The following is a 25,626-nucleotide window of genomic DNA, read 5'->3' on the forward strand; positions in this document are numbered from 1 at the left end:
GGCGCCGGGGGCGTGGGGCGGCTCGGTTCGAGCCCCCGCTGGGCGCCGCCTCGAAACAATAGGCTCATCATGGCGACGAAGGCAACGGAACGGGACGAGACGGACGCTGCTCCCGAGCAGCAGACCGACGGGCCGCTCCTCGACCTGTCGGATGCCGCGGTCAAGCGGATGGTCAAGCTCGCCAAGAAGCGCGGCTACGTGACCTACGAGGAGGTCAACGAGGTGCTGCCCGAGGGGCAGTCGGACCCCGACCAGCTCGAGGACGTGCTCGCCCAGCTCTCCGAGATGGGCATCAACGTCGTCGAGGCCGAGGAGACCGACGAGGCCGCCGCGGGCGAGAAGCCGGCGGGCGCCGAGGGCGAGGACGAGGAGGCCGAGGGCGGCGAGGTGGCCGAGGTCGCCCCCGCGCGCGCCGTCGCGGTGACGACCACCACCAAGGAGCCCACCGACCGCACTGACGATCCCGTGCGGATGTACCTGCGCGAGATGGGCTCGGTAGAGCTGCTGTCGCGCGAGGGCGAGATCGCCATCGCCAAGCGCATCGAGGCCGGCCGCGAGGCGATGATCGCCGGGCTGTGCGAGAGCCCGCTGACCTTCCAGGCGATCATCATCTGGCGGGACGAGCTCGTGGAGGGCAAGGTCCTCCTGCGCGACATCATCGATCTGGAGGCGACCTACGCCGGCCCGGACGGCAAGAACGCGCCGCAGTTGGCCGAGGGCGAGGAGGCCGCCGAGGACGGCGAGGCGGCCCCGCCCGAGGGCGGCGACGAGGAGGACGACCTCGAGAACAACGTCTCGCTCGCCGCCATGGAGGCGGAGATCAAGCCGCGGGTGCTGGAGACCTTCGACTCCATCGCCGCCAACTACCGCAAGCTGCGGAAGCTCCAGACCGAGGGCGCCGAGCGCAAGGCCGCGGGCGACAAGGGTAGCCCGGCCCAGGACCGGAAGCAGGGCGACCTGAAGGACATCGTCGTCGCCGACGTGAAGTCGCTGTCGCTCAACAACAACCGCATCGAGGCGCTTGTCGGCCAGCTCTACGCGATCAACAAGCAGCTCATCGGCCACGAGGGCCGGCTGATGCGCTACGCCGAGAGCCACGGTGTCGCCCGCGACGAGTTCCTGCGCCACTATCAGGGCTACGAGCTCGACCCGGCCTGGATGGACCGGGTCGGCACGCTCGGCGGCAAGGGCTGGAAGAACCTCGTCGAGCGAGGCGCCAAGCAGGTCACCGAACTGCGCGCCCAGATCCTCGACCTCGCCTCCGAGACGGGCCTGGAGATCGGCGAGTTCCGCCGCATCGTGAACATGGTCCAGAAGGGCGAGCGCGAGGCCCGTCAGGCCAAGAAGGAGATGATCGAGGCCAACCTCCGCCTCGTGATCTCGATCGCCAAGAAGTACACCAACCGCGGCCTGCAGTTCCTGGACCTGATCCAGGAGGGCAACATCGGCCTGATGAAGGCGGTGGACAAGTTCGAGTACCGCCGCGGCTACAAGTTCTCGACCTACGCCACGTGGTGGATCCGGCAGGCGATCACCCGCTCGATCGCCGACCAGGCGCGCACGATCCGCATCCCTGTGCACATGATCGAGACGATCAACAAGATCGTCCGCACCTCGCGCCAGATGCTGCACGAGATCGGCCGCGAGCCGACCCCGGAGGAGCTGGCCGAGAAGCTGGCCATGCCGCTCGAGAAGGTCCGCAAGGTCCTGAAGATCGCCAAGGAGCCGATCTCCCTGGAGACGCCGATCGGCGACGAGGAGGACAGCCACCTCGGCGACTTCATCGAGGACAAGAACGTCGTCCTGCCGATCGACGCGGCGATCCAGTCGAACCTGCGCGAGACCACGACCCGGGTGCTCGCCTCGTTGACGCCGCGCGAGGAGCGCGTCCTGCGCATGCGCTTCGGCATCGGCATGAACACCGACCATACCCTCGAAGAGGTGGGCCAGCAGTTCTCGGTGACCCGCGAGCGCATCCGCCAGATCGAAGCCAAGGCCTTGCGCAAGTTGAAGCATCCCTCGCGCAGCCGGAAGCTGCGGAGCTTCCTCGACAACTGAGTGCCGGCCGCTCCCGGGGCAGATCGACCGCCGCGGGAGCGTGAAGACCGTGCACGACTTGTCGAGCCGGCTTGCTTTGTGCGGCGCCGCACCCACCTTGGCTGGATGCTGGAGCGCCGCCCGCCACAGCCCGGAACGCCGACGGCCCTGGCGGACGGGTCCGAGACCGACGATGTCCCCTTCGGCGCGCTCCAGCCCGCCGTGGGCATCCGCGACTGGCTGCTCGGCGAGGGCGCGCGGATGCCGAGCGCAGAGGACATGCTGGCCGGTCTCGCCGAGCGGCTGATCGCGCTCGGCGTGCCGGTGGACCGGGCCTCCACCGCCATCGACACCCTGCACTCGGAATATGCCGGCATCGGCCGGATCTGGACCCGCGACGGCGGCACCACCGTGCGGCTGTTCCCCCACGGCAGCCGCTCGCAGCAGGCCTATCTCAACAGCCCGTTCCACACGGTCCACGAGACCGGGCAGTGGCTGATCCTCGACCTCGCCCAGACGCCGGACGACGCCTACGACGTCGTCCCGGATCTCAAGGCCGCCGGCTACACCCACTACGTCGTCGCGCCGCTGTTCTTCACCAACGGCACCCAGAACGGCATCACCTTCGCCACCCGCGCGCCCGAGGGCTTCCGCGAGGACGACATCGCCATCCTGCGCTTCGTCATGCCGGCGCTGGCGGCGGTCGCGGAGATGCGCGTCCTCAACAAGCAGCTCGACCACGTGCTGCGCCTCTATGTCGGCGACGAGCCGCACAGGGCGATCCTGTCCGGCGACATCCGCCGGGGGCAGGTGACGCGGATCCGCTCGGCGATCCTGTTCGCCGACATGCGCGACTACACCCGCACCTCCGCCGATATGACGCCGGAGGAGGTGGTCGGCCTGCTCAACGTGTTCTTCGACTGCCTCGTGCCGCCGATCGAGCGGGAGGGCGGCGAGGTGCTGAAGTATCTGGGCGACGGGCTGCTGGCGATCTTCCGCGAATCGGGCGACGACCTCGGCGGTGCAGCCAAGAGCGCTCTCACCGCCGCCCAGCTCGCGCTGGCCGCCCTCGACGAGGCCAACGAACTCCACCAGTTCCCCGTGCCGGTGGCCGCGGGCATCGCGCTGCATCACGGCGAGGCCGCCTACGGCAATGTCGGCTCGGGCTCGCGCCTCGACTTCACGGTGATCGGCCGCGACGTGAACCTCGCCAGTCGCCTCGCGCAGCTCAACCGCGTCCTCGGCGAGCCGCTGCTCCTGTCCAAACCCTTCGTCGATTTCCTGTGGGGCGACCCCATACCGCTCGGCGAGCACCGGCTCGACGGCTTTGACGAGCCGATGGCGGTGTTCCGGCCGAAATTCCTTCGACCCCGCCGACGGGATTGAACGGGGCGGTCAGCCCCGCAGGGTCAGGGTGCCCCCTGCGATCTCGAAGCCCCGCACGCGCTTGAGGAACGACATACCGAGCAGGTTGGTCGAGAGCCGCCCGCGCGGCACGATCACCGCCTCCACGTCGCGCACGGTGATGGCGCCGACCTGGATCGCGCCGATCCGCACCGGCGCGACCCGGACCGTGCCGTTCGCCGTCGCGATCGGCTGGGTGAAGGCGGCCGGCGCCACGGTGATCCCGGCCCGGGCCGCGTCCTCCTCCGAGAAGGCGCAGAGCGTCGCGCCGGTATCGACCACCATCCGCAGCACGCGCCCGTCGACCACGGCGGCCGTGTGGAAATGCCCGCTCCCGTCCGCCTGGAGCGCGATCGCCCCGGCCTGCCCCGCCGCCGGACCCGTCACGGCTGCGGCCACCGGGGCGGGCACGGCGGCGGTCGGGCCCGGCGCGGATCGGGCGAGGATCCGGTCCCGCACCGTGCCGGCGGCGCCGACGCCGATCAGCCCGACCACGCAGGCCGCCAGGACCATCCGCACGGCACGCCTCCCGATACCGATACCAGTCCCGCTAGCAGGCCACGGGGATCGTGAAGGCGGCGTCGCCATCCTCCCCCGGCGCGCGCGGGCGAGGCCGGCTTTCCGCGGGCAGCCTCAACCGGAGATGAGTCGTTTTCCCGCAATCGTCGCGATCCCGCGCGATGCGGCCACCCGCGGGGATTGACCGGGCGGGCCGCCGGGCCCACATCTCGTTTCGTTCCAGGGAGATCCCCGGCAAGGGGCTGAGAAACCGCTGGCACGCCCGACAGGGCCTGCGGCGCGGAAATCCTTCGAACCTGATCCGGCTCATACCGGCGTAGGGATTGGACCGCGGCCGCCTTTCAGGGCAGGCCACCGCTTCTTCCGAAGCACCCGGCCCGATCCCCGCGACGGAAACCCGCGGAGGTTTTGCGTTGGTCCTTCCCCGCCCACCATCACCGATCGGACGGCGCCGGGCTCCCGACGGGCTCGACGCTGCCGTCGCGCTGCCCGAGCGGGTCGACGTGGCGGTGGTCGGCGGCGGGCTGATCGGGCTCGCCTGCGCGTGGCGCCTGGCACAGGCCGGCCGGTCTGTGGCGGTGCTGGAGCGCGACACGGTCGGCTCGGGGGCCAGCCTCGCCGCCACCGGCATGCTGGCGCCGGCCGCCGAGCACGAGCCGGGCTCCGACCCGCTGCTGCCGCTCGCCCTCGATTCGCTGCGCCGCTGGCCGGACTTCCGCGACGCGCTGGAGGCGGCTTCCGGCCAGTCGATCGATTACCGGCCCGACGGCACCCTGGTGCTGGCGGTCGGCCGCGACGAGGTCGAGCGCCTGCGCTTCCGCTACGCCTTGCAGCGCCGGTCCGGCCTCGACGCCGCGTGGCTCGACGGCGCGGAGGTGCGCCGCCGCGAGCCGGGGCTCCGGCCCTCCGTGGCGGCCGGCGTGCACTGCCCCCTCGACCATCAGGTCGACCCGCGCCTCGTGATGGCGGCCCTGTCCAGGGCCTGCCGCGCCGCCGGAGTGATCCTCGCCGAGAACGCGCCCGTCACCGGCCTCGACTGGACGGGCGGTCGGGTGACCGGCGTCCGCGTCGGCGACGGCGCCCTGCGGGCCGGGACGGTGGTGCTCGCCTCCGGCGCCTGGAGCGGGGAGGGGGGCCTGCTGCCCGAGGCCCTGTCCCTGCCGGTGCGCCCGCTCAAGGGCCAGTCGCTGGCGCTGCGCACCACCCGCCACACCGGCACGCTCGCGCACATGGTCTGGACCGAGCAGGTCCACATGGCCCCGAAGGGCGACGGCGGCCTCATCGTCGGCGCCACGGTCGAGGATTGCGGTTTCCGCCCCGGCGTCACCGCCGGCGGGCTCTACGCCCTGCTGGAGGGCGCCCGCCGGGTGCTGCCGGGCGTCGAGGAGATGGAGGTGGAGGCCGTCTGGAGCGGATACCGCCCGACCTCGGACGACGACGCGCCGATCCTCGACGCGCTGGCGCCGGGCCTCGTGGCCGCGGTCGGCCACCACCGCAACGGCTACCTGCTCGCCCCCGTCACCGCCGACGCGGTGGCGGATCTCGTCACCACCGGCGCGCTGCCCGACGTCGCCAGACCCTTCACCCTGGCCCGCTTCGCGAGCCCCGAGCCCAGGCGGGCCTTCGCATGAATTTGTTCGTCAACGGCGAGCCGCGCGCGCACGAGGCCGACACCGTCGAGGCGCTGTTCCGCGCCGAGGCGGAGGAGGCGGGCATCGAGGGGCCGCAGGGGGTGGCAATCGCCCTCAACGGCCGGGTGCTGCGCCGCAGGGACTGGGCGGAGACCGCCATCCGCGAGGGCGACCGGATCGAGATCGTCCGCGCCATGCAGGGAGGTTGAGCATGGACATGACCGTCACGCCTTTGCGCCCCGAGACGGGCGACGATGCCCTCACGATCGCCGGGGTGTGCCTGTCCTCGCGGCTGTTCATCGGCACCGCCGGCTACCCGACCCAGGCGATCATGCGCGATGCGGTGGCCGCCTCGGGCGCCGAGGTGGTGACCGCCTCGATCCGCAGGGTCTCGCTCCAGGGGCACGGCTCGGACACGGTCAAGATCCTGAAGGGCAGGCGCTTCCTGCCAAACACCGCCGGCTGCGAGACGGCCCGGGACGCGATCATGACCGCCGAGCTCGCCCGGGAGGCCCTCGACACGACCTGGATCAAGGTCGAGGTGATCGGCGACCGCGAGACGCTCTACCCGGACGTGGCCGAGCTGATCGAGGCCTGCCGCCACCTCGTGGACGCGGGCTTCACGGTGCTGCCCTACTGCAACGACGATCCGATCGTCTGCCGCCGCCTGGAGGATCTCGGTTGCGCCGCGGTGATGCCGATGGGCTCGCTGATCGGCTCCGGCATGGGCGTGGCGAACCCGGCCAACATCGAGCTGATCTGCCGCCGGGCGAGCGTGCCGGTGATCGTCGATGCCGGCATCGGCACCGCCTCCGACGCCACGATCGCCATGGAACTCGGCGCCGCCGCCTGCCTCGTCAACACCGCGGTCGCCAAGGCGGACGATCCCGTCCGCATGGCCCGCGCCATGGCCCGTGCGGTGGAGGCCGGCCGCGACGCGCATCTCGCCGGCCGCATCCCCCGCCGCGGCCGGGCCGAGCCGTCGAGCCCGCAGCTCGGGCTGGTCGGATCGTGAGGCCGCTGCCGTCGCCGCTGCTGGCGGTGACGGACCGGCGCGGCCACCCGCGGCCGCTGCCGGACACGGTGCGGGCGGTGCTGGATGGCGGCGGGCGCTGGATCTGGTTCCGCGACCGCGACCTGCCGGCAGAGGAGCGTCGGCGGCTCGGTGAGGCGGTCGCCGAGCGGGTGCGCGGTGCGGGCGGGGTCTTGACGGTCGGCGGCGACGTCGGGCTGGCGCGCGCGCTCGGGGCCGGTGGCGTGCATCTCGGCGGCGGGGCGGGAACCGAGGCCATCGCGGCGGCGCGGCGGGCGCTCGGGCCGGCGGCGCTGCTCGGCGTCTCCGCCCACGCGCCCGGCGACGTCGCGGCCGCTGCCGCGGGGGGAGCGGATTACGTCACGCTCAGCCCCGTCTTCGCGAGCGCGAGCAAGCCGGGCTACGGGCCGGCTCTGGGCCTGGACGGCCTCGCCGCCGCGCGGGACACGGGCCTGCCGGTCGTGGCGCTGGGCGGGATCACCGCGGAGAACGCCGCCGCGTGCCGGAGAGTGGGCGCGGCCGGCGTCGCGGTCATGGGCCGTCTGGCGCGGGCGCACGATCCGGCCGCGGACGTGCGGCGGCTCCTGGCAGCCTGGACGGTCGACGACGCCGCAATCCGAAAATAATGGCTATTATGCACTAGATTTACGAGCCTTGCCCCTTATAGCTTTTGGTAGGGACGGGCGGCGTACTTAACGCGCGGCGTATTGCGTCATCTCTGCGCTTGATAACATCGCCTTCAGATAGAATGCTTTCCTTGCTCATGACGATACCATTAATCCATCAAGCGAGAGCGTAAACGTCTGTATATAATTTCTTCAAATGTTCATCTGACATGTCTACGATTGGCTCATACATGAATGAATTTAAATGAATGTTCTCAGGGGTCATGAGCAATACCCTGTCGAGCGTACTTGTTTCACCCCAGTTCGGATTATCTTTTTTAAACCTAGCTGCCAAAGCATAAGTTTGATTATGAGTAATAGTACTTGGATAGGCTTTGTCTTTAATCTTACTGATCATAAATTGCTCGGCCTTGAGCCGGGTGGCTATCGCAAGCACAATCTTATTCTCAAAATTGATTCCGGTTGGAGCGACAAGACAATTTTTGGCTTGTTTCTCTATGACATCATATACAATTTCGTTTGGATTGTTGGATGAACACGTCTTTTTACAGACATCGTGATAAATTCTGTCCAGTTCTCCGACTGTTATGGAGGTAGTATCGGCCTTCCAATGCAGAAGAGACGTTAGTTTTTCAAACTTTTCGTCGTTCTCACCCTCACAATACTCTACGAGGTTGCGAACAAACGGTATAGATGCAATTTTCTTCTTTGGGTCTTTGTCAAAGTTCTCTTTCCAATCTTTAACGAACACGTTGCGAATACCGATTGCCTGCTGCAACTTTATGCCAGACGAATCTTTTGTCGCCATGAGACAATGATTATATTTTACAAATCTGCTCTCGATTGTTCGAAAGAAATCAAAATTGTGAGTCATAATGATCTGTTTAAAAAGACCGCCCTCATTTATATCCTTAAGATATTGAATGATGGCGTACTTATTCTGGTAATCGAAGGAGTCAGCAATATCATCCACAACAACAAGCGTTTCTTGCTGCGCTTTGCGTCTCGCTTCGATTTCAAACAGGACATTCAAAATATAAAATGCTCGCTTCTCGCCAGTACTCAAGGCTTTGAGAAGTTCTTTGCGACCAATTTCAACCGTATCTGATCCATCTTTATAGACAAATCCCAAGTCAATCATCGCTTTTTGTCCGAGCATGACTGCGATACGGTTCTTAGCTTCTAGCTTAAAGGGGACAAAAAACCTGTTATTAAATTCTTCAATGACTCGCTCCCATAATGTGCGCTGCTTTCTGGCTTCCTCTTCAATCTCACCTCTACGCTGCAATGCGTCTGAGTATTTTTTCATTAATTCTGTATAAGCTTCATAATTTGCCCGAAGATATGACTTCAGAATATCTTCCTTAAATTTTTCGAGGTTTATGAGATGAGATAGCAGTGTTACATTATCCTGCATATACTGCACAAAATCACGCAGGTTGACGTTTTTTGCCAGCGCTTTAGCTACATCATCGAACTTTTTTCTAAGATCTTTGTCCGTTAAGATCGCCTCTTTCTCTCCAGCAATAATCTGTTCTAACTCTCTTTCGGTTGATATTTCGACCGTTTTGCCATTCGCATTCAGTTTTACTGTATGCTTAGCACTAAAAAAGCCATTGGCGGCGAGGCTTCTAGCAATCTCGCCTGCATTGTAATAATCAAAAGTGCCGCGTCTAAAATATGTTGAGGCATCAAGAAGGTTGTTGTACCTGTGTACGTAGTCTTCGACAAGAGATTTCAAGTTCTTTGTGTTCAGCGCAGCCAAAACTTTATCGTCGAAAATCTTGTCATAAGCTACGCTTGCAAAAGGAGTTTCTTTTTGAGCGTCAACTTCAGTCCTAATTCGTACAAGAGCATTGTAGAAATTGTCTGACGTTCGCGTAAAGGCGGAGGATATTTCCTGTTCAATATCCTTCTTCGAACCGGATTGCTGCTTAATAAGATTGATCAGATTCGCTTTTGAACTTTCAATCTCAGAGTCTAACCGAGCATATTCTCTGCGCAGATTCGCATCGACTAGAAGAGTAGAAGTTTTTTCAGTGTGGCCAAGTTCTTCGTCGTATGGTTTGACGACCAAGATCGACTCAGGCTTCAACTCCTTGCCAGTTGAGTCCAAGACGCTTCGGACGGTTTGGCGGTCGGGGAAAATGCGATCTTGTGACCGGCGCCCATTAGCGAGGTCATTGAACGTTTCGGCAAATGACGACTTCATAGCGCCGTTTGGCGCGTACAAAGCGTAAGCACGACTCTGAGAAAAATCGAAAGTCTGCTTGAGGGACCTAATCCCGTAGCAGTTCTCAAGTTCGATTTTGATCCGGTCCATGACGTACCCTAGGCGCAGTCGGTAGGCTACGTTCATAGCCTATCTCCTAGGAGCCACAGCGCAAAGTGGGCGGTCGCCCACACGGGAAATGACGCAGTCTTTGCTATGGAAAGTGCATAATCGCCCCAAAATAATCAGGTCGGCGCCGGCCCGTAGGGCGGGCGCGGTATCGCCCGGTGGGCGGCCCGGAGCGCGGCCGACCAGCGCTCGCGCAGGTCGTGGAAGTAGCCCTCGCCGGCCTCGATCCGGTGATTCACCTCCAGGACGAGGGCGCCGCGGCGGGCGAGTGCGATGTCGATCGGCAGGCCGACGCCGAGGTTCGAGCGCATGGTCGAGTCCATCGACACGAGGCTGACCTTGAGGGCGTCGTAGAGGTCGGTCTGGAATTTCACCGCCCGGTCGAGGATCGGCTTGCCGTACTTGTGCTCGCCGATCTGCAGGAAGGGGGCGTCGGTCGAGCACTCGATGAAGTTGCCGGCCGAGTAGATCAGGAACAGCCGCATCGGCTCCGTGCCGATCTGGCCGCCGAACAGCAGCGAGATCGAGAAGCGGATGCTGGCCGCCTCGAAGCCCTTCTGCTCGATCGACCGCACCCGGCGGATCGCCCGGCCGATGAGCTGGGCCGCCTGGAACATCGTCGGCGCCTCGACGAGCCTCTGCGCCGGCTCGCCCTCCTCGCCCGGCACCCCCTCCTGGAGCAGGCTGAGGACCGACTGGGTGATCGACAGGTTGCCGGCCGAGGCCAGCATCATCACCCGCTCGCCGGGGACGTTGAAGTGGTGGAGCTTGCGGTAGGTCGAGATGTCGTCGAGCCCCGCATTGGTGCGGGTGTCGGCAACCATCACGAGACCGTCCTCGACCAGGACACCGACGCAGTAGGTCATGGCTACGGGCTCTCTTCGCGCTCTCGCGGAGGGTTCGGCCGTCCGCGACGCCCGAGTCCCAAACACTAGGATTGGGCGGCGGCCCTGCCTTGCTCGACGCGCAGCTTCACGTCCAGCGTCTCGGTGCCGCCGCCGGTGCGGCTGCCGCGGATCGGGGCGGCGCCGAGGTAGTCGAGCCCGACCGCCACGCGGATGCAGCCGTCCGCCGGGCTCACATCGAAGGCCGGGTCGAAGGCGACCCAGCCGAGGCCGGGCACCAGCCCCTCGGCCCAGCCGTGCGGTGCCTCGATCTCCGCCTCCCCGGCGCCGGGGGAGCGGTAGCCCGAGACGTAGCGGGCGGGGATGCCGACGTGGCGCGCGGCCGCGATGAAGACGTGGGCGAGGTCCTGGCAATTGCCCTTGGCCGCCCCGAAAGCCTTGCCCGCCGGCACGGAAGCGGTGGCGGGGCCCGGCTCGAAGGCGACCGCCTCGTGGACCGCGCCCATCAGGCGGTGCAGCACCGAGAGCGGTGCCGGATCGCCGGTGCGGGCCGTCGCCTCGGCGAACGCGTTCAGTTCGGGCGAGGCGGCGCAGAAGTCGCTGTCGCGCAGGTAGAATTGGTCGGGCAGGCGCTCCACCGCACCGCGCACCACGCCGTGGGTGTCGTCGGTGTCGGCTTCCCCGGTGACACGGATGACCAGCGCGTCCGACGGCTCGTCCGGCGTGAACCAGTGGACCACGTTGCCGAAGCCGTCCTCGCGCTCGGTCAGCCGCCCGTCCACGGAGGTGTCGATCCGCCAGCGCCGCACGTGCTGGCCGTCGTGGTCGCGCGGGGTCAGGCGCAGGACCTGGATCAGGCCGCGCGCCGGTTGCTCGTAGGTGTAGATGGTCTCGTGGACCACGCGGATGCGCATGCGCCTGCCCGTCGCTTCGATCGCGGGGGAGAACGGCCGCGCGACCGCGCCCGCCGGACCCACCCCGTCCGAGTCCCAAGGAAAATCAGCCGACCAGATACTGCTTGGCGATGGCCTCGCCCACCCCGTTGTTCTCGCCGATGAACGCCTCGACGAACTCGTGCAGGCCGGTGGCGAACACCCGGTCGATGTCCTCGCTCTCCAGCTTGGCGAGCATGTTGCCGGCGAGCCGCTGGCTCGGCCCCCGGCGTCCGTAGGCGTCGGCGATCAGGTCGAGATACTCGACGATGACGCCGTAGCAGTTGGCGAACGAGCGCGGCATCTGCTTGTTGAGGATCAGCAGGTCGGCCACCAGCAGCGGCTTCACGCTCTCCCGGTAGACCCAATGATAGGCGTTGAAGGCGGAGACCTCCCGCAGGATCGTCGTCCACTGGAAGTAGTCGAGGCTGCCGCCGACCCGCTCGTCGTGCGGCAGCAGGATCTGGTACTTCACGTCGAGGATGCGGGCGGTGTTGTCGGCCCGCTCGATTGCGGTGCCGAGGCGCGTGAACCAGAACGCGTCGTTGCGCAGCATCGTGCGGAAGGCCGAGCCGTCGTAGGTCAGCGAGACGGTCTTCACCCAGTCGAGGAAGCGGCCGAACTCGTCGCGGCTGAGTTCGCGGCCCGCGTAGTTGCGCAATTCCAGCCACGCGCCGTTGATCGCGTCCCACATCTCGGTGGTGAGCGCCGTGCGCACCGAGCGGGCGTTCTCGCGGGCCGCCTCGATGCACGAGCGGATCGAGGACGGGTTGTGCGGGCTGAAGGCGAGGAAGTCGCAGACCGTGTCGGCGTTGACCGCGCTGTAGTGCAGCCGGAACGCGTCCGGGTCACCGGCCGAGGCGAGCGCCGATTCCCACTCGTTGGTCTCGCCGCCGCCGTAGCTTGTCGGCAGCGAGGCGAGGCGGTGGGCGGCGTCGAGGATGCGCGCCACGAAATCGGCGCGCTCGACGTAGCGCGAGAGCCAGTAGAGGTTGTCGGCGGTCCTGGAGAGCATGCTCTTTCAACCCAGTCGTCCGGGCCCGTCGGCCGCGGAGCGGAGATCCTCGCGGCGGTCGGTCAGGCGTCGAGCACCCAGGTATCCTTGGTGCCGCCGCCCTGGCTGGAATTGACCACAAGCGAGCCCTCCTTGAGTGCGACCCGGGTGAGGCCGCCGGGGACGATCCGGATCTCGTCGGCGCCGCAGAGCACGAAGGGCCGCAGGTCGACGTGGCGGGGCGCGACGCCCGAGGCGACGAAAGTCGGGCAGGTGGAGAGCGACAAGGTCGGCTGGGCGATGAAGCCGTCGGGGGCGTGGCGCAGCCGCTTGGCGAACTCCTCGACCTCGCGCTTGGTGGCGTGCGGGCCGACCAGCATGCCGTAGCCGCCCGAGCCGTTGACCTCCTTGACCACCAGCTCGGAGAGGTTGTCCATCACGTAGGCGAACGCGTCCTTCTCGCGGCAGCGATAGGTCGGCACGTTGTGCAGGATCGGCTCCTCGCCGGTGAAGAACTTCACCAGATCCGGCATGTAGCTGTAGACGGCCTTGTCGTCGGAGATGCCTGTGCCGACGGCGTTGGCGAGCGTCACGGAGCCGCGCTCGTAGGCGTTCATCAGGCCGGGCACGCCCAGCACCGAGTCCGGCCGGAACACGAGCGGGTCGAGGAAGTCGTCGTCGAGGCGGCGGTAGATCACGTCGACCCGGCGGGGGCCCTCGGTGGTGCGCATGTACACCACGTCGTCCTTGGTGAAGAGGTCGGAGGCCTCCACCAGCTCGACGCCGAGCTTGTCGGCCAGGAACGAGTGCTCGTAGAAGGCCGAGTTGTAGCGGCCGGGGGTGAGCAGCACCACGGTCGGGTCGCGGGTGGCCGAGCCCGGCGCGAGGCTGCGGAGCGTCGCGAGCAGGGCGTCGGGATAGTTCTCCACGGGCGCGACCCGGTGCTTGGAGAACAGGTCCGGGAAGAGCCGCAGCATCACCTCCCGGTTCTCCAGCATGTAGGACACGCCCGACGGGATCCGGGCGTTGTCCTCGAGGACGAAGAAGTCCTTCTCGCCGGTGCGGACGATGTCGATGCCGGCGACATGGACGTAGAGGTCGTGCGGCACCCGGAACGCCCGCATCTCCATGCGGTAGTGGGCGTTGCGGTAGACGAGGTCGGCGGGGATGATCCCGGCCTTGATGCAGTCCTGCGCGCCGTAGACGTCCTTCAGGAACAGGTTGATGGCGGTGACCCGCTGCTTCAGCCCCCGCTCCAGGAAATCCCACTCCGGCCGGGTGATCACCCGGGGGATGATGTCGAACGGGATCAGCCGCTCGGTCGACTCGGTGTCGCCGTAGACCGCGAAGGTGATGCCGATGCGCCGGAACAGCAGCTCGGCCTGGCTGCGGCGGGTGTTGAAGTGCTCGGGCGGAGTCGCGTCGAGCCACGACTTGAGCTGGCCGTAGGCCTCGCGGATCGCGGCCGGGTCGGTCCCGCCGCCGAGGCCGTTCATCTCGTCGAAGGCGGTCAGCGCCATGTCCGTCTCACTCCCTCACCGCCCGTCCCGAGGCAAGACACGCGCCACCGGGTCGATCCGAGCCCGCCGCCGTTCGGCGTGTCGGGCGTCGGAAGAACTACAGGGCTTAGCGGAGTGCCGACATCGCTCAAGGCGGCGCGGCGCGTCAGATCAGCTTCAGCCCTTTCAGGCTGGCGTGACCGTTACGCCCGAGGATCACGTGGTCGTGCACCACGATCCTGAGCGGCGCCAGCACAGCGACGATCTCGCGGGTCATCGCGATATCGGCGGTGGAGGGCGCGGGGTCGCCGGACGGATGGTTGTGGGCGAGGATGATCGCGGTGGCCGACAGCTCCAGCGCCCGCCGCGCCACCTCGCGGGGGTAGACGGGGGTATGGTCGACGGTGCCGCGCCCCTGCACCTCGTCGGCGATCAGGTGGTTGCGCTTGTCGAGGAACAGCACGCGGAACTCCTCGCGCGGTGCGAAGGCCATGGTCGCGCGCAGGTACTCGGACAGGGCCGCCCAGGAGGTCAGCAGCTCGCGCTCGCGGATCGCGCCGCGGGCGAGCCGGCGCCCGGCGGCCTCGATCAGCTTCAGGTCGGACACGACGCCCGCGCCAATGCCCTCGACCTCCATCAGACGGGCCGGCTCGGCGCTGACCACCTCTGCGAAGCTGCCGAAGCGGCGCACCAGCGCCTTGGCCAGCGGCTTCACGTCCCGGCGGGGAATCGCCCGGAACAGGACGAGTTCGAGGAGTTCGTAGTCCGGAAGCGCCTCGCCGCCGGCGGCGGCGAATTTTTCCCGGAGCCGGTCCCGGTGGCCGTGATAGTGCGGCGGCTCCTTCGAGGCCGGAAGGGCGGTCGGTGGAGGCGCCGCGATCGGGGCGGGCGCGGCGCTCTCCGCGAACAGCCCCGCCTCGACGTCTCCGGGAGGCCGCGGCACGGCGGGTCAGGCCGCGGGGTTGACGGGCTGATGAAGGCCCTTCGGCGACTCGGTAAAAATCTCGACGCCGGTCTCGGTCACGGCGACCGTGTGCTCAAACTGGGCCGAGAGCGAGCGATCGCGGGTCACCGCCGTCCAGCCGTCGCCGAGCACCTTCACCGCCGGGCGGCCGAGGTTGATCATCGGCTCGATGGTGAAGAACTGTCCGGGCTTCAGCGGCACGTCGTAGCTCGCCTCGACGTAGTGCAGGATGGTCGGCGCGTCGTGGTAGCTGCGCCCGAGCCCGTGGCCGCAGAAATCGCGCACCACCGAGCAGCGCTCGGCCTCGGCGAAGGTCTGGATGGCGCGGCCGATGTCGTTGGTCGAGCCGCCGGGCTTCACCGCCGCGACGCCGCGCATCAGCGCCTCGTAGGTGATCTCGCACAGGCGCTGCGCCCTGCGCGGCACCTCGCCGACATAGGCCATGCGGCTCGAATCACCGTGCCAGCCGTCGAGGATCAGGCAGATGTCGAGGTTGACGATGTCGCCCTCGCGCAGGGGCTTGTCGTTGGGGATGCCGTGGCAGACCACGTGGTTGATCGAGGTGCAGATCGATTTCGGGTAGCCGCGGTAGAGCAGCGAGGCCGGGTAGGCGCCGTGGTCCATGGCGAACTCGTAGGCGAGCTTGTCGAGCGCCTCGGTGGTGACGCCGGGCTGCGTCGCCTCCATCAGCAGGTCGAGGGCCTCGGCGGTGAGGCGGCCGGCGCGGCGCATGCCGACGAAATCCTCGGGGCCGTGGATCGGCGGCTCCGGGGCGCGGCGCTGGGCCTGCGCGCTCGCCTGTTCCTGCTGCATCATCGCGGATCTTGCGTCGTTCTCGGGGCGTCGGCCGGGATCGTCGTCGCCCCGTCGCCGGGACTTATGTACGGTGCGCCGGGCGGCAGGCCAAGCGTCCCGCGGCGCGGGGCTCCGGGGCGTGGGTCGCGAGGGTTGCGCGGGCCGGGGGCCGGGCGGCATAAGCGTGCACCGGGTGCCCCGCATGGGGTCAGCGAGGGCCAGATGGCAGGCAAGGCGGTTCCGCACTTCCACAACGAGCCGGGCGTGGCGGTCATCCACGTCGGCGTGAAGGAGTTCATGTGCATCGGCGCGCTGCCGCCGTTCGACCACCCGCACGTGTTCCTCGACATGGGCGCCGAGACCGAGATCATCTGCCAGTACTGCTCGACCCTCTACCGCTACCGGGCAGGCCTGAAGGCGGGCGACGCCGATCCGCCGGCCTGCGTCTGGCACGACGACGCCAAGCTCGCCGCGGAGTAGGCCCGCCCGCATCCGGTGCCTACCGAACCGCAGCACGCCCTGGAGCACCCCCTGGAGATCGGAATCGTCGGGGCCGGCATCGGCGGCCTCGCGGCGGCGCTGGCGCTGTCGGATGCAGGCCACGCCGTCACCGTGATCGAGCGCCGCACCGGCTTCAGCGAGGTCGGCGCCGGGATCCAGCTCTCCCCGAACGCCAGCCGGATCCTGCTCGAACTCGGCCTCGGCGCGGCCCTGCGCCGGGCGGCGAGCGAGCCGACCGGCGTCGAGGTGCGGGCGCTCGCCTCCGGCCGCCGGATCGGGGGGGTGACGCTCGGGGCCGCCGCCCGGACGCGCTTCGGGGCGCCCTACTACGTCGTCCACCGGGCCGACCTTCAGACGCTCCTCCTCGACGCGCTCCGCGCCCGGCCAGCGATCCGCCTGATGATGGGCCGCTCGGTCACCGGGCTCGCCGAGACGCCGGAGCGCGCGGACCTCACCCTGGAGAGCGGGACGGGGGCGCAGACGCTGTCCTTCGATCTCGTGGTCGGCGCCGACGGCCTGCGCTCGCGCCTGCGGGGCCACCTCGACCCCGCGCCCCTGCGGCCGGGCCGGGCGGCGGCGTGGCGCGCGCTGGTCCCGCGGGAGGCGGCGCCGCCCGAATGCGCGGGGCCGGCCACGGGGCTGTGGCTCGGCCGAGGCCGGCACGTGGTGCATTACCCGATCCGCGACGGCGCCTTCGTCAACGTCGTGGCGGTGGTGCCCGAGGCGGTGGGCGACGAGGATTGGGGGCGGCTCGGCGAGCCCGCGGTGCTGCGCGGGCACCTGCGCGACTGCGCGGCGCCGATGCGCGCGCTGCTGGCCGTGCCCGATTCCTGGCTGGTCTGGTCGCTCGCCGACCGGGCGGTGGCGCGTCCGCTGGCCCGGGGCCGGGTCGCGCTGCTCGGCGATGCCGGACACCCGATGCTGCCCTACCTCGCGCAGGGCGCGGCGCTGGCGATCGAGGACGCCGCGGTGCTCCGCCGCCACCTCGCGGAGGCGGCGGACGTGCCGACGGCGCTCGCCGCCTACGCCGCCGCCCGCGCCCCCCGCGCCCGGCGGGTGCAGCGCGCAGCCCGCGCCAACGGCCGGACCTACCACGCCGGCCCGCTCCTCGGGCTCGCCCGCGACGCGGTGATGGGCCGCCTCGGCCCGGACGGGATGCGCGACCGCTACGCGTGGCTCTACGGCTGGACGCCACCGGCTTGATCCCGCGCGCCCGCGCGGCTACCGCTCTCACCCGAGCGGACGTGGCGGAACCGGTAGACGCACGAGACTTAAAATCTTGCGGCCGCAAGGCCGTGCGGGTTCGAGTCCCGCCGTCCGCACCAAACCCTTGAATGGCGGCCACGATCCCGGCGAGAGGCTGGCTTCGCGGCGGCCGCGGTATCGACGCGGCCGATCTGGCCTCGAAGACATCGCCGCCGCATGCAGATCCCGCCGCGCGCAGCGGCGCGTCGCGCGGCGGGACCCATCTCGGCCACAGACCGCGGCGATCAGAGCGGCCGGGTCGCCACCGCCTTGACCTCCTCGCGGATGGTCTTGGACAGGAACTGGTTGTCCTCGCGGACCTTGGCTTCCTGAAGGGTCAATCTCTGGACAGCCATCAGGTGGAGGATCGTGCAGGCCTTCGTCGAGGCCTCCAGGCAGGCATATTTGCCGCGCCGCAGGCCGAGCTTCCCGGCCATCTCCTTCTTGCTGTAGCCGAGCCTCTTCCGGATGCGCTTCAGGGCCGCCGCGATGTCGGAAGACTTGATAATGGGTTCGTCGGGCATCGAAGCGGCCTCTGCCTGTGCGGTCGCCATGAAGCGCCAACACCGGTTAGGATTCAAGCGGCGCCCGCGATGCGGACGGCAATCGGGGTCGGGATCGTCGCCCTTCGGGCACGTGTCCACCGGGTGGTCCATCGACTGCGCATCGACTCCCAGGCCGGCGATCTTCGCCGGCCCGTCGCGCGGGTCGCACAGGTCGTTCGCGACCCTGTCGCGCGCGTCGGCCGGATCGCGCGAGCGCAGGGCTGCGCCGATCCGGCCCCGGGGCGCCCTGTGGGAGAGGGATGACGGGCGCTCCTCAGGCGCCCACGACCCCGGCGGCGCGGGCGGCCGCCAGCACGCGCCGGGCCTTGTAGAGGAACGGGTAGTCGATGAACTGCCCGTCGACCCGGATGGCGGCCGAGCCGGTGCGCTCCGCCTCCTCGAACGCCGCCACGATCTTCTGCGCCCGGGCGACCTGCGCGGCGTCCGGCGTGAAGGCCGCGTGTACCACGGCGACCTGATCGGGGTGGATGCACAGCTTGCCCTGGAAGCCCAGGGCGCGGGCGCGCGCGGCCGAGCGCGCGAACCCGTCCGTGTCCGGCAGGGCGACCCAGACGGTGTCTACCGGCGGCTCCAGGCCGGCCGCCCGGGATGCGAGGACGAGGGCGGCGCGATAGGGGGCGAACTCGGCCTCGTCGGCGGTCCAGGCGAGGTCGACGTCGAGGGTGAAGTCGCCCGCCCCGAAGTTCAGGCGCCTCACGCGCGTGCCGGCCTCGGCGATGGCCCGGGCGTTGGCGAGACCGAGCCCGGTCTCGAGAATCGGCATGAGGTCGAGGCCGCCGGGCGTCAGGCCCTGCTCGCGCTCGATCTGCCGGACGAGCCACTCGACGGTGCGCATCTCGTCGGCCCGCTCGATCTTCGGGATGACCAGCCCGTCGACGCCGGCGCGCACGCAGGCGACGATGTCGCCGTAGCCGTACTCGGTCGAGATCGGGTTGACCCGGATGTAGCCCTTCGACGCGCGGGGCCTCTGCAACGCCGCGACCACGGTCTCGCGGGTCGCGACCTTCTCGGCCGCCGGGCAGGCATCCTCGAGGTCGAGGATCACGGCGTCGGCGCCGAGCGCCAAGGCCTTCTCCGTGCGCCGGGCGTGGTTGCCGGGCGCGAACAGGAACGAGCGGTAGAGGGACATCCGTTCAGGTCTCCAGTCGGGCGGGCGCCGGCTCAGCGCGGCCCGGCGCCGCGCCGGCCGACGTGCCGGTCGAGGGCGAGCAGCAGCGCGCCCGCGCCGGTCGCCACGGCGACTAGGAACAGGGCGAGCGCGATCAGGAGGCGCACGTCGTTCGTCTCCATCGCCCGGATCACCATGTGCCCCAGGCCGCGCTGCGAGGCGAACATCTCGCCGATCAGCACCCCGAGCAGCGTGAGCGAGAAGCCGATGCGCAGGCCGGAGACGATCCCCGGCAGGCAGGCCGGCAGCAGGATGTGGCGGGCGGTGGCGACCGGGCCGAGCCGCAGGGACCGCGCGGTGCGGAAATAGACCGGGGGCACCCCGCGCACCGCGGCCATCGTGAACAGAGCCACCGGCACGACCCCGTGGATCGCGCCGAACGCCACCCGCGCCGACAGGCCGAGGCCGAAGAACAGCAGGATCACCGGGTAAAGGGTGATCTTGGGCACGGAGTACAGGGCGGTCAGGATCGGCTCGGCAACCTCGCCGGTGAGGCGGTGGGCCCCGAGCAGCAGGCCGATGACGAGGCCGCTGCCCCAGGCGATCGCGAGCGCCAGGCCGAAGGCGCGGGCGGTCTCCCAGACGCCGAGCTGGAACTCGTGGTCGGCGAGCAGCCCGCCGAGATAGGTCAGGGTCTCGACAGGTCCGGTCAGCACCTGCGGCCCGACGAGACGCGCCGTCAGCGCCCAGAGGATCGCCGCGGCGACGACCAGCAGGACGGTGTCGAGGGGCGCGGAGAACCGCCTGGGCGAAAGGGTCAGAGCAGCCTCCCCAGAGCATCGTCCCGAACGGTGGTCACCGGCTTTCGGAAAAGATGATGTGAAAACAAGGGGCTAGCGCGTCAGCCGGGCGTGCAGGCGCCGCTCGCGGGCCCACAGCAGCATGTTCACGCTCACCACGGCCGTGAGCAGGATCAGCATCAGGCCGTACATCGTCGCCGTCTCGAAGCTCTGGTAGGCGAAAGCGATCCGGTAGCCGAGGCCCGAACCGGACAGGATGAACTCGCCCGCCACCACGCCGATGAAGGCGTAGACGACGGTGAGCTTGACGCCGGTGAACAGGTAGGGCGCCGCCGCGGGCAGGATGACGTGGCGCAGGGTCTGCGCCCGGGTGAGCCGCAGGCTCGCGGCCGTGCGCAGCAGGATCGGCCGCACGCTGAGGAAGCCGTCGACGGAGGCGATCGCCATGGCGACGACCGCGAACACGAAGGCCACCGCCACCAGCGGCCAGCGGTTGAGGCCGAACAGCACGATGAACAGCGGGTAGAAGATGAACGACGGCACCGCGTAGTAGCTCGCCAGGAACGGGTCGGCGGCCCGCTTCAGGCGCGGGAAGCGGTAGAGCACCACGCCGAGGCCGAAGCCCGCGACGATCGACAGGGCTGCGGCCGCCGCGACGGTGGCGAAGGTCGCCAGGATGTCCCGGGTGTACTCCCCCGAGGCCAGGATGCGCGCGGCGGAGATCGCCATCTCGCTCGGCGGGCTCAGGCTGAAGCGGTCGATCAGGCCGGTGCGGCAGGCGGCTTCGAGCGCGGCGAGCGCCGCGACGATCACCCCCGTCCGGATCAGACCCGCCCGGCTCACGGCGCCGCCCTCATCGCCTTGAGGGATTCTTCGCGCAGTTGCGACCAGATCCGCGCGGTGATCGCACCGAAGCCCGGGTCGGCGGCGATGCGGCTGTCGCGCTCGCGGTCCCAGCCGGTCTCGATCAGATCGATGAACCGGCCGGGGCGGGCCGACATCACGCCGATCCGGTCCGACAGGAGCGCCGCCTCGTCGAGGGAATGGGTGATCAGCAGGATCGTCGCCCCGGTCTCCCGCCACAGCCGCAGCAATTCGTCGCCCATCAGGAGCTTGGTCTGCTGGTCCAGCGCCCCGAACGGCTCGTCGAGGAGGATCAGGCGGGGGCGCATCACCAGGGTGCGGGCGATGCAGACGCGCTGGCGCATGCCGCCGGAGAGCTGCGCCGGGAAGGCGTCGGCGAAGCCCGACAGGCCGATCAGCCCAAGCGCCTCCGCGACCCGGGCGCGAACTTCCGCCTCCGGGGTCTTCAAGCGGCGCAGGCCGAAGGCGGCGTTGTCGAACACGCTGAGCCAGGGGAAGCTCGAATCCTCCTGGAACACCACGCCGACCCCGTCGGGGACCTGCCCCGTGACCGCGCGCCCCTCGAAGCTGACGCTTCCCGCGCTCGCCGCCGAGAGGCCGGCCAGCACGTCGAGCAGGGTGGACTTGCCGCAGCCCGAGGGTCCGACGACCGAGAAGAACTCGCCCGGGGCGAGGTCGAGGTCGAGGGGCCCCAGCGCCTTCAGTGGCGGGCGGCCGCCCGCGCCCGGATAGACCCGCGTCAGGCCGCGCACGCGCACGTGCGCGGCGCCCGCCGCCCCCGCGGCCGAGCCCCCCGTCCGCGCGGGCTCCGGGCGGGAGAGGGCCGCGCCGCCGGTCATCGTCCGACCTGCGCCCCGGCCTTGCGCTTCAGGTCGTCGGGCAGTGCGACCTCCGACACGACGCTCGCCCAGTCGATCGGCTTGTCGTCCACGGCTCCGACGCTCTGCAACACCCGCAGCGACGTTTCCAGCCCCTCGTAGTCGATGTCGCCGCGGCTCCAGTAATCGACGCCCTTGACGGTCCTCACGTTGTCGATCGCCTCGCGGAACACCTTGGGATCGATGCGGAACTCGGCGGCGGCGATGTCGGCGGCGGCGCCCGGATCCTTGTAGACCGCGTCCACGCCGCGGCGGCGCGCTTCGATGATGGCGCGGATCACGTCGGGATGCTTGGCGAGATAGTCGGCCCGGACGATGCCCACCGTCTGCGAAATCTTCGGGATGAAGTCCGCCGAGTTGAAGACGAGGCGGTACTGGTCCTTGTCGCGGCTCCAGATCGGCTCCTGCGTCCAGGCGACGTCGACGCCCTTCTCGCGCAGGGCGGTGAGGCTCGGGCCGACCCCGCCCACCGCCCGCTTGTCGACCTTGACGCCGGTGACCCGGATGATCTCCGACAGCACCGTGTCGGTCCCGCCCTTGGGCGACGAGTACCCGACGGTCAGGCCGGCGAGATCCTCCGGGCGCTTGACCCGCTCGTCGTCCTTGCGCGCCACCCAGAGGATGTCGCCCACGGTGTTGACCGCCGAGTTGACGATCTTGATCGGCAGGCCCTGCTTGATCGCGGCGATGGCGGCGGAGGTGGCGACCTCGCCGTAGGGCAGCTCCGAGGCCAGCGCGTTGCGCACGCTCGTGCCGCCGCCCTGCGAGGTGAGGAAGCCCGGCGTGTCCATGCCGGCCGCCTTGAAGGCGCCGCTGGCCTTGGCCACCGCGTAGGGCACGCCGTACATCGACACGCCGTAATGCGTGACGGTGATCTCGGCCGCGCCGGACGGGCCCGTCGCGAGGCTTGCGCCCAGCGCGAGCGTGACGGCAGCCGTGCGGCGCCAGCCTGTGAGCATCGCTCCCTCCCGTGGAGACCGCGCCGCGCTTGCCCGCGGTCGCGCGGCGAAGCACGTGTTCGCCGCCGTTCCAGTGAGCCTGCCACGCCCGCCTTTTGCATGCAATAGGGAAGCAGAAGGCCGTCAGCGTGAGGGTCAACCACCTTGCATCCGCGCCCGTAAGGTGGGATTGCATGCAAACGGACCGACGCGGCCGCTACGAGCCGCGCGGGGGGCGGAAGCGCGGGACGGCGATGGACAAGCTCATCATCGAGGTGCGCGCCAACGAGTACATGCCCCGCGACGTGAACCCGCACGTGCCGTTCACGCCCGCGGAACTCGGCCGCGACGCCGCCGCGGTCGAGGCGGCCGGGGCCTCGATGATCCATTTCCACGCCCGCGAGGACGACGGAGCGCCCGCCCACGCCTACGAGCGCTACCGCGACTCGATCCGCGCGATCCGGGAGGCGAGCGGCCTGATCGTCCACCCGACGCTGGGGCAGATCACCGTCCAGGGCGACGAGGCCCGGGTGGCGCACATCCCGCGGCTCGCCGCCGACGGCCTGCGGCCGGATTTCGGCTCGGTCGATCTCGGCAGCACCAACATCGACATCTACGATGTCGAGAAGCGGGCCTACACCTCGCAGGACAAGGCCTACGTCAACTCGACCCGCACGCTGACCTTCCTGCTCAAGACCTTCGCCGAGGCCGGCGTGCGCCCGGTGATCGCCTGCTGGAGCATCCCGTTCGTCCGCACGATCGAGGCGTTCGTGGACATGGGCCTGCTGCCGGAGCCGGTCTTCGCCCTGCTGATCCACAGCGGCGGCGGCCAGTTCGGCGCCCACCCGCCGACCCCCGCGGGCCTGCGCGCCTATCTCGACTGCCTGCCGGCGCGCAACATCGTCTGGTCCGTCTCGGCCAAGCCCGGCAACCTGTTCCCCACCGCCGCGCAGGCGATCCAGCTCGGCGGCCACGTCTCGATCGGCATCGGCGACCACACCTACGCCGAGCTCGGCGCCCCGACGAACGCCGAGCTCGTGACACGGATCGTCGAGATCGCCCGCGCCTGCGGGCGCGCGGTCGCGACGCCCGACGAGGCGCGCCGCATCCTCGGCCTCGGCCCGCGCTGACGGCGATCGGACCCCCATTCGGACATCGGATTCGAGGACAGGACATGAGCGAGGATCAGGCCAACTCCCCCCGCGAGGGCGCGCTCGCCGGCCTCAAGGTGCTCGACATCGGCACCTTCATCGCCGCCCCCTTCGCGGCGACCCTGATGGCCGAGCACGGCGCCGAGGTGCTCAAGATCGAGCTTCCCGAGGTCGGCGACCACGCCCGCCGGCTCGGCACGCCGAGCGAGGCCGGCGACACCTTCGTGTGGCTGAGCGAGGCCCGGAACAAGCGCTCGGTGACCCTCGACCTGCGCAAGCCCGAGGGCGTGGCGCTGTTCAAGGACCTCGTCGCCAAGGCCGACATCGTCTGCGAGAACTTCCAGGCCGGCACCCTGGAGAAGTGGGGGCTCGGCTGGGACGTGCTGTCGGGGGTCAACCCGCGCCTGATCCTGCTGCGCATCTCCGGCTACGGGCAGACCGGCCCCTACGCCAACCGGCCCTGCTTCGGCCGCATCGCCAACGCCTTCGGCGGCATCTCCTTCCTGTCGGGGGAGGCCGACCGGCCGCCGGCCCAGCCCGGCTCGGCGACGCTGTCGGACTACATGGCCGGCCTGTTCGGCGCCTACGCGGCGCAGCTCGCCCTGCGCGCCCGCGACCGGGACGGACAGGGCCAGGTCATCGACGTCGCGCTCTACGACGGCATCTTCCGCATCCTCGACGAGGTCGCCCCGGCGTTCCAGAAGGGCGGCTACGTGCGCCGCCGGGACGGGGCCGAGACGCCGATCGTCGTGCCGCACAGCCACTACCCGACCGGGGACGAGCGCTGGATCGCCATCGCCTGCACCAACGACCGCATCTTCGGGCGTCTCGCCCGCCTGATGGACCGGCCGGACCTGATCGACGACCCGCGCTACGCCACCAACGGCGCCCGCCTGAAGAACCGGGGGGCGGTGAACGGCATGATCGCCGACTGGACCGCGACGATGACCCGCGACGAGGCGCTCAAGCGCTGCTCGGACGCCGAGGTGCCCTGCGGTCCGGTCTACGGGATCGACGAGATCTTCGAGGACCCGCACTACGCCGCCCGCGGCAACATCCTACGAGTCGAGGATCCGCGGGTCGGCGAGATCGCCATCCCCAACGTCGTGCCCACGCTGACCGGCACCCCCGGCGCGGTGCGCTGGCTGGGCCCGCGCCTCGGCGAGCACACCGAGGCGGTCTACGGCGCGTGGCTCGGCCTCAGCCCGGAGCGGATTGCGGACCTGCGCGCGCGGGGGATCGTCTAGGTTCCCGATGACCCAGCCGATCGCCCAGGCGCTCAGCGCACGGCTGCGCGACATGATCCTCGCGGGGGAGTTCCGCGGGGGGCAGCACCTGCGCGAGGTCCAGCTCGCGCAGATGTTCGGCGCCTCGCGCACCCCCGTGCGGCTGGCGCTCGCCGCCAACGAGAAGGACGGGCTGCTCGCCTACAGCCCGAACCGCGGCTACGTGGTGCGCCCGTTCGACCCCGGCGACATCGCGGGCGCCTTCGAGATGCGGGCGCTGATCGAGGGACTCGCCGCCCGCAAGGCCGCCGAGCGGGGGCTGTCCGACGAGGCGTTGCGCCGGATCGCCGAGGCCATCGACACGGTGGCACGGGTGCTCGCCACCGACGAGGCGCTCGACGACGGCGCCCGAGAGGCGTGGCGCACCCACAACGCGGTTTTCCACCGCACGATCATCGAGAGCGCCGACAACCGGTTCATCGCCCCGACCCTGCAGACCGTGCAGCGCATCCCGTCGGTCTACCCGCCGGTGCTCGCCTCCTACGACCCAGCGCTGCTGCGCAAGTACAACGACCACCACCGGGGCATCCGCGACTGCATCGTCGCCCGCCAGGGCGTGCGGGCCGAGTTCCTGATGCGCGAGCACGTCACCGTGGCGGGGGAGGACATCCGCGCCTCCCTCCACCCCGCCCCCGAGCTCGCCGGAGCCGCCGAATGACCGGCTCCGGC

Annotated in this window: 25 protein-coding genes, 1 tRNA gene and 1 riboswitch; of the genes, 12 read left to right on the forward strand and 14 right to left on the reverse strand. The window is 69.1% G+C overall.

The window, feature by feature from the left end:
• The first annotated feature begins 69 nt into the window (after positions 1 to 69).
• Together rpoD and Q8W71_RS15065 are read left to right on the forward strand one after the other, a co-directional pair.
• Positions 70 to 2,058, forward strand: coding sequence for an RNA polymerase sigma factor RpoD (gene rpoD, locus Q8W71_RS15060; protein ID WP_305526196.1), 1,989 nt, complete (start codon positions 70 to 72; stop codon positions 2,056 to 2,058).
• Positions 2,059 to 2,163: 105 nt separating this feature from the next.
• Complete coding sequence (locus Q8W71_RS15065) at positions 2,164 to 3,423, forward strand: adenylate/guanylate cyclase domain-containing protein (RefSeq protein WP_305526240.1); 1,260 nt, start codon at positions 2,164 to 2,166, stop codon at positions 3,421 to 3,423.
• 9 nt (positions 3,424 to 3,432) lie between these two features.
• Here Q8W71_RS15065 and Q8W71_RS15070 read toward each other — a convergent pair whose 3' ends face one another.
• Positions 3,433 to 3,954, reverse strand: coding sequence for a retropepsin-like aspartic protease family protein (locus tag Q8W71_RS15070; RefSeq protein ID WP_305526241.1), 522 nt, complete (start codon positions 3,952 to 3,954; stop codon positions 3,433 to 3,435).
• 218 nt (positions 3,955 to 4,172) lie between these two features.
• A riboswitch (TPP riboswitch) is annotated at positions 4,173 to 4,301 on the forward strand.
• Positions 4,302 to 4,373: 72 nt separating this feature from the next.
• On the opposite strand from Q8W71_RS15070, the gene thiO reads away from it, so the two are divergent.
• Genes thiO through Q8W71_RS15090 form a run of 4 tightly spaced genes read left to right on the forward strand, consistent with a single transcriptional unit; the run spans position 4,374 to position 7,250 of the window.
• A complete protein-coding gene (thiO, locus tag Q8W71_RS15075) occupies positions 4,374 to 5,591 on the forward strand; it encodes a glycine oxidase ThiO (RefSeq protein ID WP_305526197.1) in 1,218 nt (405 codons plus the stop codon).
• The gene (thiS, locus tag Q8W71_RS15080) at positions 5,588 to 5,800 is read left to right on the forward strand and encodes a sulfur carrier protein ThiS (RefSeq protein ID WP_305526198.1); all 213 of its coding nucleotides are present in this window, start codon (positions 5,588 to 5,590) and stop codon (positions 5,798 to 5,800) included. The genes thiO and thiS overlap by 4 nt, the downstream gene beginning before the upstream one ends.
• Before the next feature lie 2 nt (positions 5,801 to 5,802).
• On the forward strand, positions 5,803 to 6,606 hold the full coding sequence (gene thiG, locus Q8W71_RS15085; protein WP_305526199.1) for a thiazole synthase: 804 nt from the start codon (positions 5,803 to 5,805) through the stop codon (positions 6,604 to 6,606).
• A complete protein-coding gene (locus Q8W71_RS15090) occupies positions 6,603 to 7,250 on the forward strand; it encodes a thiamine phosphate synthase (RefSeq protein ID WP_305526200.1) in 648 nt (215 codons plus the stop codon). Before thiG ends, Q8W71_RS15090 begins: the two co-directional genes overlap by 4 nt.
• Positions 7,251 to 7,407: 157 nt before the next feature.
• Here the strand turns inward: Q8W71_RS15090 and Q8W71_RS15095 are convergent, their stop codons facing one another.
• The 7 genes from Q8W71_RS15095 to map all read right to left on the reverse strand — a co-directional run bounded on the left by Q8W71_RS15095 (position 7,408) and on the right by map (position 15,641).
• The gene (locus Q8W71_RS15095; protein ID WP_305526201.1) at positions 7,408 to 9,609 is read right to left on the reverse strand and encodes an ATP-binding protein; all 2,202 of its coding nucleotides are present in this window, start codon (positions 9,607 to 9,609) and stop codon (positions 7,408 to 7,410) included.
• A 98-nt stretch (positions 9,610 to 9,707) separates the two neighbouring features.
• Positions 9,708 to 10,457: a peptidase gene (locus Q8W71_RS15100; protein WP_305526202.1), complete on the reverse strand. Its 750-nt coding sequence runs from the start codon at positions 10,455 to 10,457 to the stop codon at positions 9,708 to 9,710.
• A 65-nt stretch (positions 10,458 to 10,522) separates the two neighbouring features.
• Positions 10,523 to 11,350 carry a transglutaminase family protein gene (locus tag Q8W71_RS15105; RefSeq protein ID WP_305526203.1) on the reverse strand — a complete coding sequence of 276 codons (828 nt, stop codon included), beginning with the start codon at positions 11,348 to 11,350 and terminating at the stop codon, positions 10,523 to 10,525.
• Positions 11,351 to 11,435: 85 nt separating this feature from the next.
• Positions 11,436 to 12,383 carry an alpha-E domain-containing protein gene (locus Q8W71_RS15110; RefSeq protein WP_305526204.1) on the reverse strand — a complete coding sequence of 316 codons (948 nt, stop codon included), beginning with the start codon at positions 12,381 to 12,383 and terminating at the stop codon, positions 11,436 to 11,438.
• Positions 12,384 to 12,445: 62 nt separating this feature from the next.
• Positions 12,446 to 13,882 carry a circularly permuted type 2 ATP-grasp protein gene (locus Q8W71_RS15115; RefSeq protein WP_305526205.1) on the reverse strand — a complete coding sequence of 479 codons (1,437 nt, stop codon included), beginning with the start codon at positions 13,880 to 13,882 and terminating at the stop codon, positions 12,446 to 12,448.
• Between the two features lie 145 nt (positions 13,883 to 14,027).
• Positions 14,028 to 14,804 (reverse strand): RadC family protein, encoded by a 777-nt coding sequence (radC, locus tag Q8W71_RS15120; protein ID WP_370875417.1) that lies wholly within the window; start codon positions 14,802 to 14,804, stop codon positions 14,028 to 14,030.
• 6 nt (positions 14,805 to 14,810) lie between these two features.
• Entirely contained in the window at positions 14,811 to 15,641 is an 831-nt protein-coding gene (gene map, locus Q8W71_RS15125; RefSeq protein ID WP_305526206.1) for a type I methionyl aminopeptidase, read from the reverse strand.
• 201 nt (positions 15,642 to 15,842) lie between these two features.
• Between map and Q8W71_RS15130 the strand changes: the two genes are divergently transcribed.
• The 3 genes from Q8W71_RS15130 to Q8W71_RS15140 all read left to right on the forward strand — a co-directional run bounded on the left by Q8W71_RS15130 (position 15,843) and on the right by Q8W71_RS15140 (position 17,446).
• Positions 15,843 to 16,100 (forward strand): zinc-finger domain-containing protein, encoded by a 258-nt coding sequence (locus Q8W71_RS15130; RefSeq protein ID WP_305526207.1) that lies wholly within the window; start codon positions 15,843 to 15,845, stop codon positions 16,098 to 16,100.
• A gap of 15 nt (positions 16,101 to 16,115) precedes the next feature.
• The gene (locus tag Q8W71_RS15135) at positions 16,116 to 17,324 is read left to right on the forward strand and encodes an FAD-dependent monooxygenase (RefSeq protein ID WP_305526208.1); all 1,209 of its coding nucleotides are present in this window, start codon (positions 16,116 to 16,118) and stop codon (positions 17,322 to 17,324) included.
• Between the two features lie 35 nt (positions 17,325 to 17,359).
• A tRNA-Leu gene (locus tag Q8W71_RS15140) sits at positions 17,360 to 17,446 on the forward strand.
• 165 nt (positions 17,447 to 17,611) lie between these two features.
• Here the strand turns inward: Q8W71_RS15140 and Q8W71_RS15145 are convergent.
• The 6 genes from Q8W71_RS15145 to Q8W71_RS15170 all read right to left on the reverse strand — a co-directional run bounded on the left by Q8W71_RS15145 (position 17,612) and on the right by Q8W71_RS15170 (position 22,541).
• Positions 17,612 to 17,890: a helix-turn-helix domain-containing protein gene (locus Q8W71_RS15145; protein ID WP_305526209.1), complete on the reverse strand. Its 279-nt coding sequence runs from the start codon at positions 17,888 to 17,890 to the stop codon at positions 17,612 to 17,614.
• 295 nt (positions 17,891 to 18,185) lie between these two features.
• Positions 18,186 to 19,061: an HpcH/HpaI aldolase/citrate lyase family protein gene (locus Q8W71_RS15150; RefSeq protein ID WP_305526210.1), complete on the reverse strand. Its 876-nt coding sequence runs from the start codon at positions 19,059 to 19,061 to the stop codon at positions 18,186 to 18,188.
• Between the two features lie 32 nt (positions 19,062 to 19,093).
• A complete protein-coding gene (locus Q8W71_RS15155; protein WP_305526211.1) occupies positions 19,094 to 19,756 on the reverse strand; it encodes an ABC transporter permease in 663 nt (220 codons plus the stop codon).
• Between the two features lie 177 nt (positions 19,757 to 19,933).
• Positions 19,934 to 20,683, reverse strand: coding sequence for an ABC transporter permease (locus Q8W71_RS15160; RefSeq protein WP_305526212.1), 750 nt, complete (start codon positions 20,681 to 20,683; stop codon positions 19,934 to 19,936).
• Positions 20,680 to 21,543 (reverse strand): ABC transporter ATP-binding protein, encoded by an 864-nt coding sequence (locus Q8W71_RS15165; RefSeq protein ID WP_305526213.1) that lies wholly within the window; start codon positions 21,541 to 21,543, stop codon positions 20,680 to 20,682. Before Q8W71_RS15165 ends, Q8W71_RS15160 begins: the two co-directional genes overlap by 4 nt.
• Positions 21,540 to 22,541 carry an ABC transporter substrate-binding protein gene (locus Q8W71_RS15170; protein WP_305526214.1) on the reverse strand — a complete coding sequence of 334 codons (1,002 nt, stop codon included), beginning with the start codon at positions 22,539 to 22,541 and terminating at the stop codon, positions 21,540 to 21,542. Before Q8W71_RS15170 ends, Q8W71_RS15165 begins: the two co-directional genes overlap by 4 nt.
• A gap of 233 nt (positions 22,542 to 22,774) precedes the next feature.
• Between Q8W71_RS15170 and Q8W71_RS15175 the strand changes: the two genes are divergently transcribed.
• Genes Q8W71_RS15175 through Q8W71_RS15185 form a run of 3 tightly spaced genes read left to right on the forward strand, consistent with a single transcriptional unit; the run spans position 22,775 to position 25,615 of the window.
• The gene (locus Q8W71_RS15175; protein ID WP_305526215.1) at positions 22,775 to 23,650 is read left to right on the forward strand and encodes a beta-keto acid cleavage family enzyme; all 876 of its coding nucleotides are present in this window, start codon (positions 22,775 to 22,777) and stop codon (positions 23,648 to 23,650) included.
• Between the two features lie 44 nt (positions 23,651 to 23,694).
• A complete protein-coding gene (locus Q8W71_RS15180) occupies positions 23,695 to 24,918 on the forward strand; it encodes a CaiB/BaiF CoA transferase family protein (RefSeq protein ID WP_305526216.1) in 1,224 nt (407 codons plus the stop codon).
• Positions 24,919 to 24,925: 7 nt separating this feature from the next.
• Positions 24,926 to 25,615, forward strand: a complete 690-nt coding sequence (locus Q8W71_RS15185; protein WP_305526217.1) for a GntR family transcriptional regulator — start codon at positions 24,926 to 24,928, stop codon at positions 25,613 to 25,615.
• Positions 25,616 to 25,626 lie beyond the last annotated feature (11 nt).

This window comes from Methylobacterium amylolyticum (assembly GCF_030700245.1).
Taxonomy (GTDB): Bacteria; Pseudomonadota; Alphaproteobacteria; order Rhizobiales; family Beijerinckiaceae; genus Methylobacterium.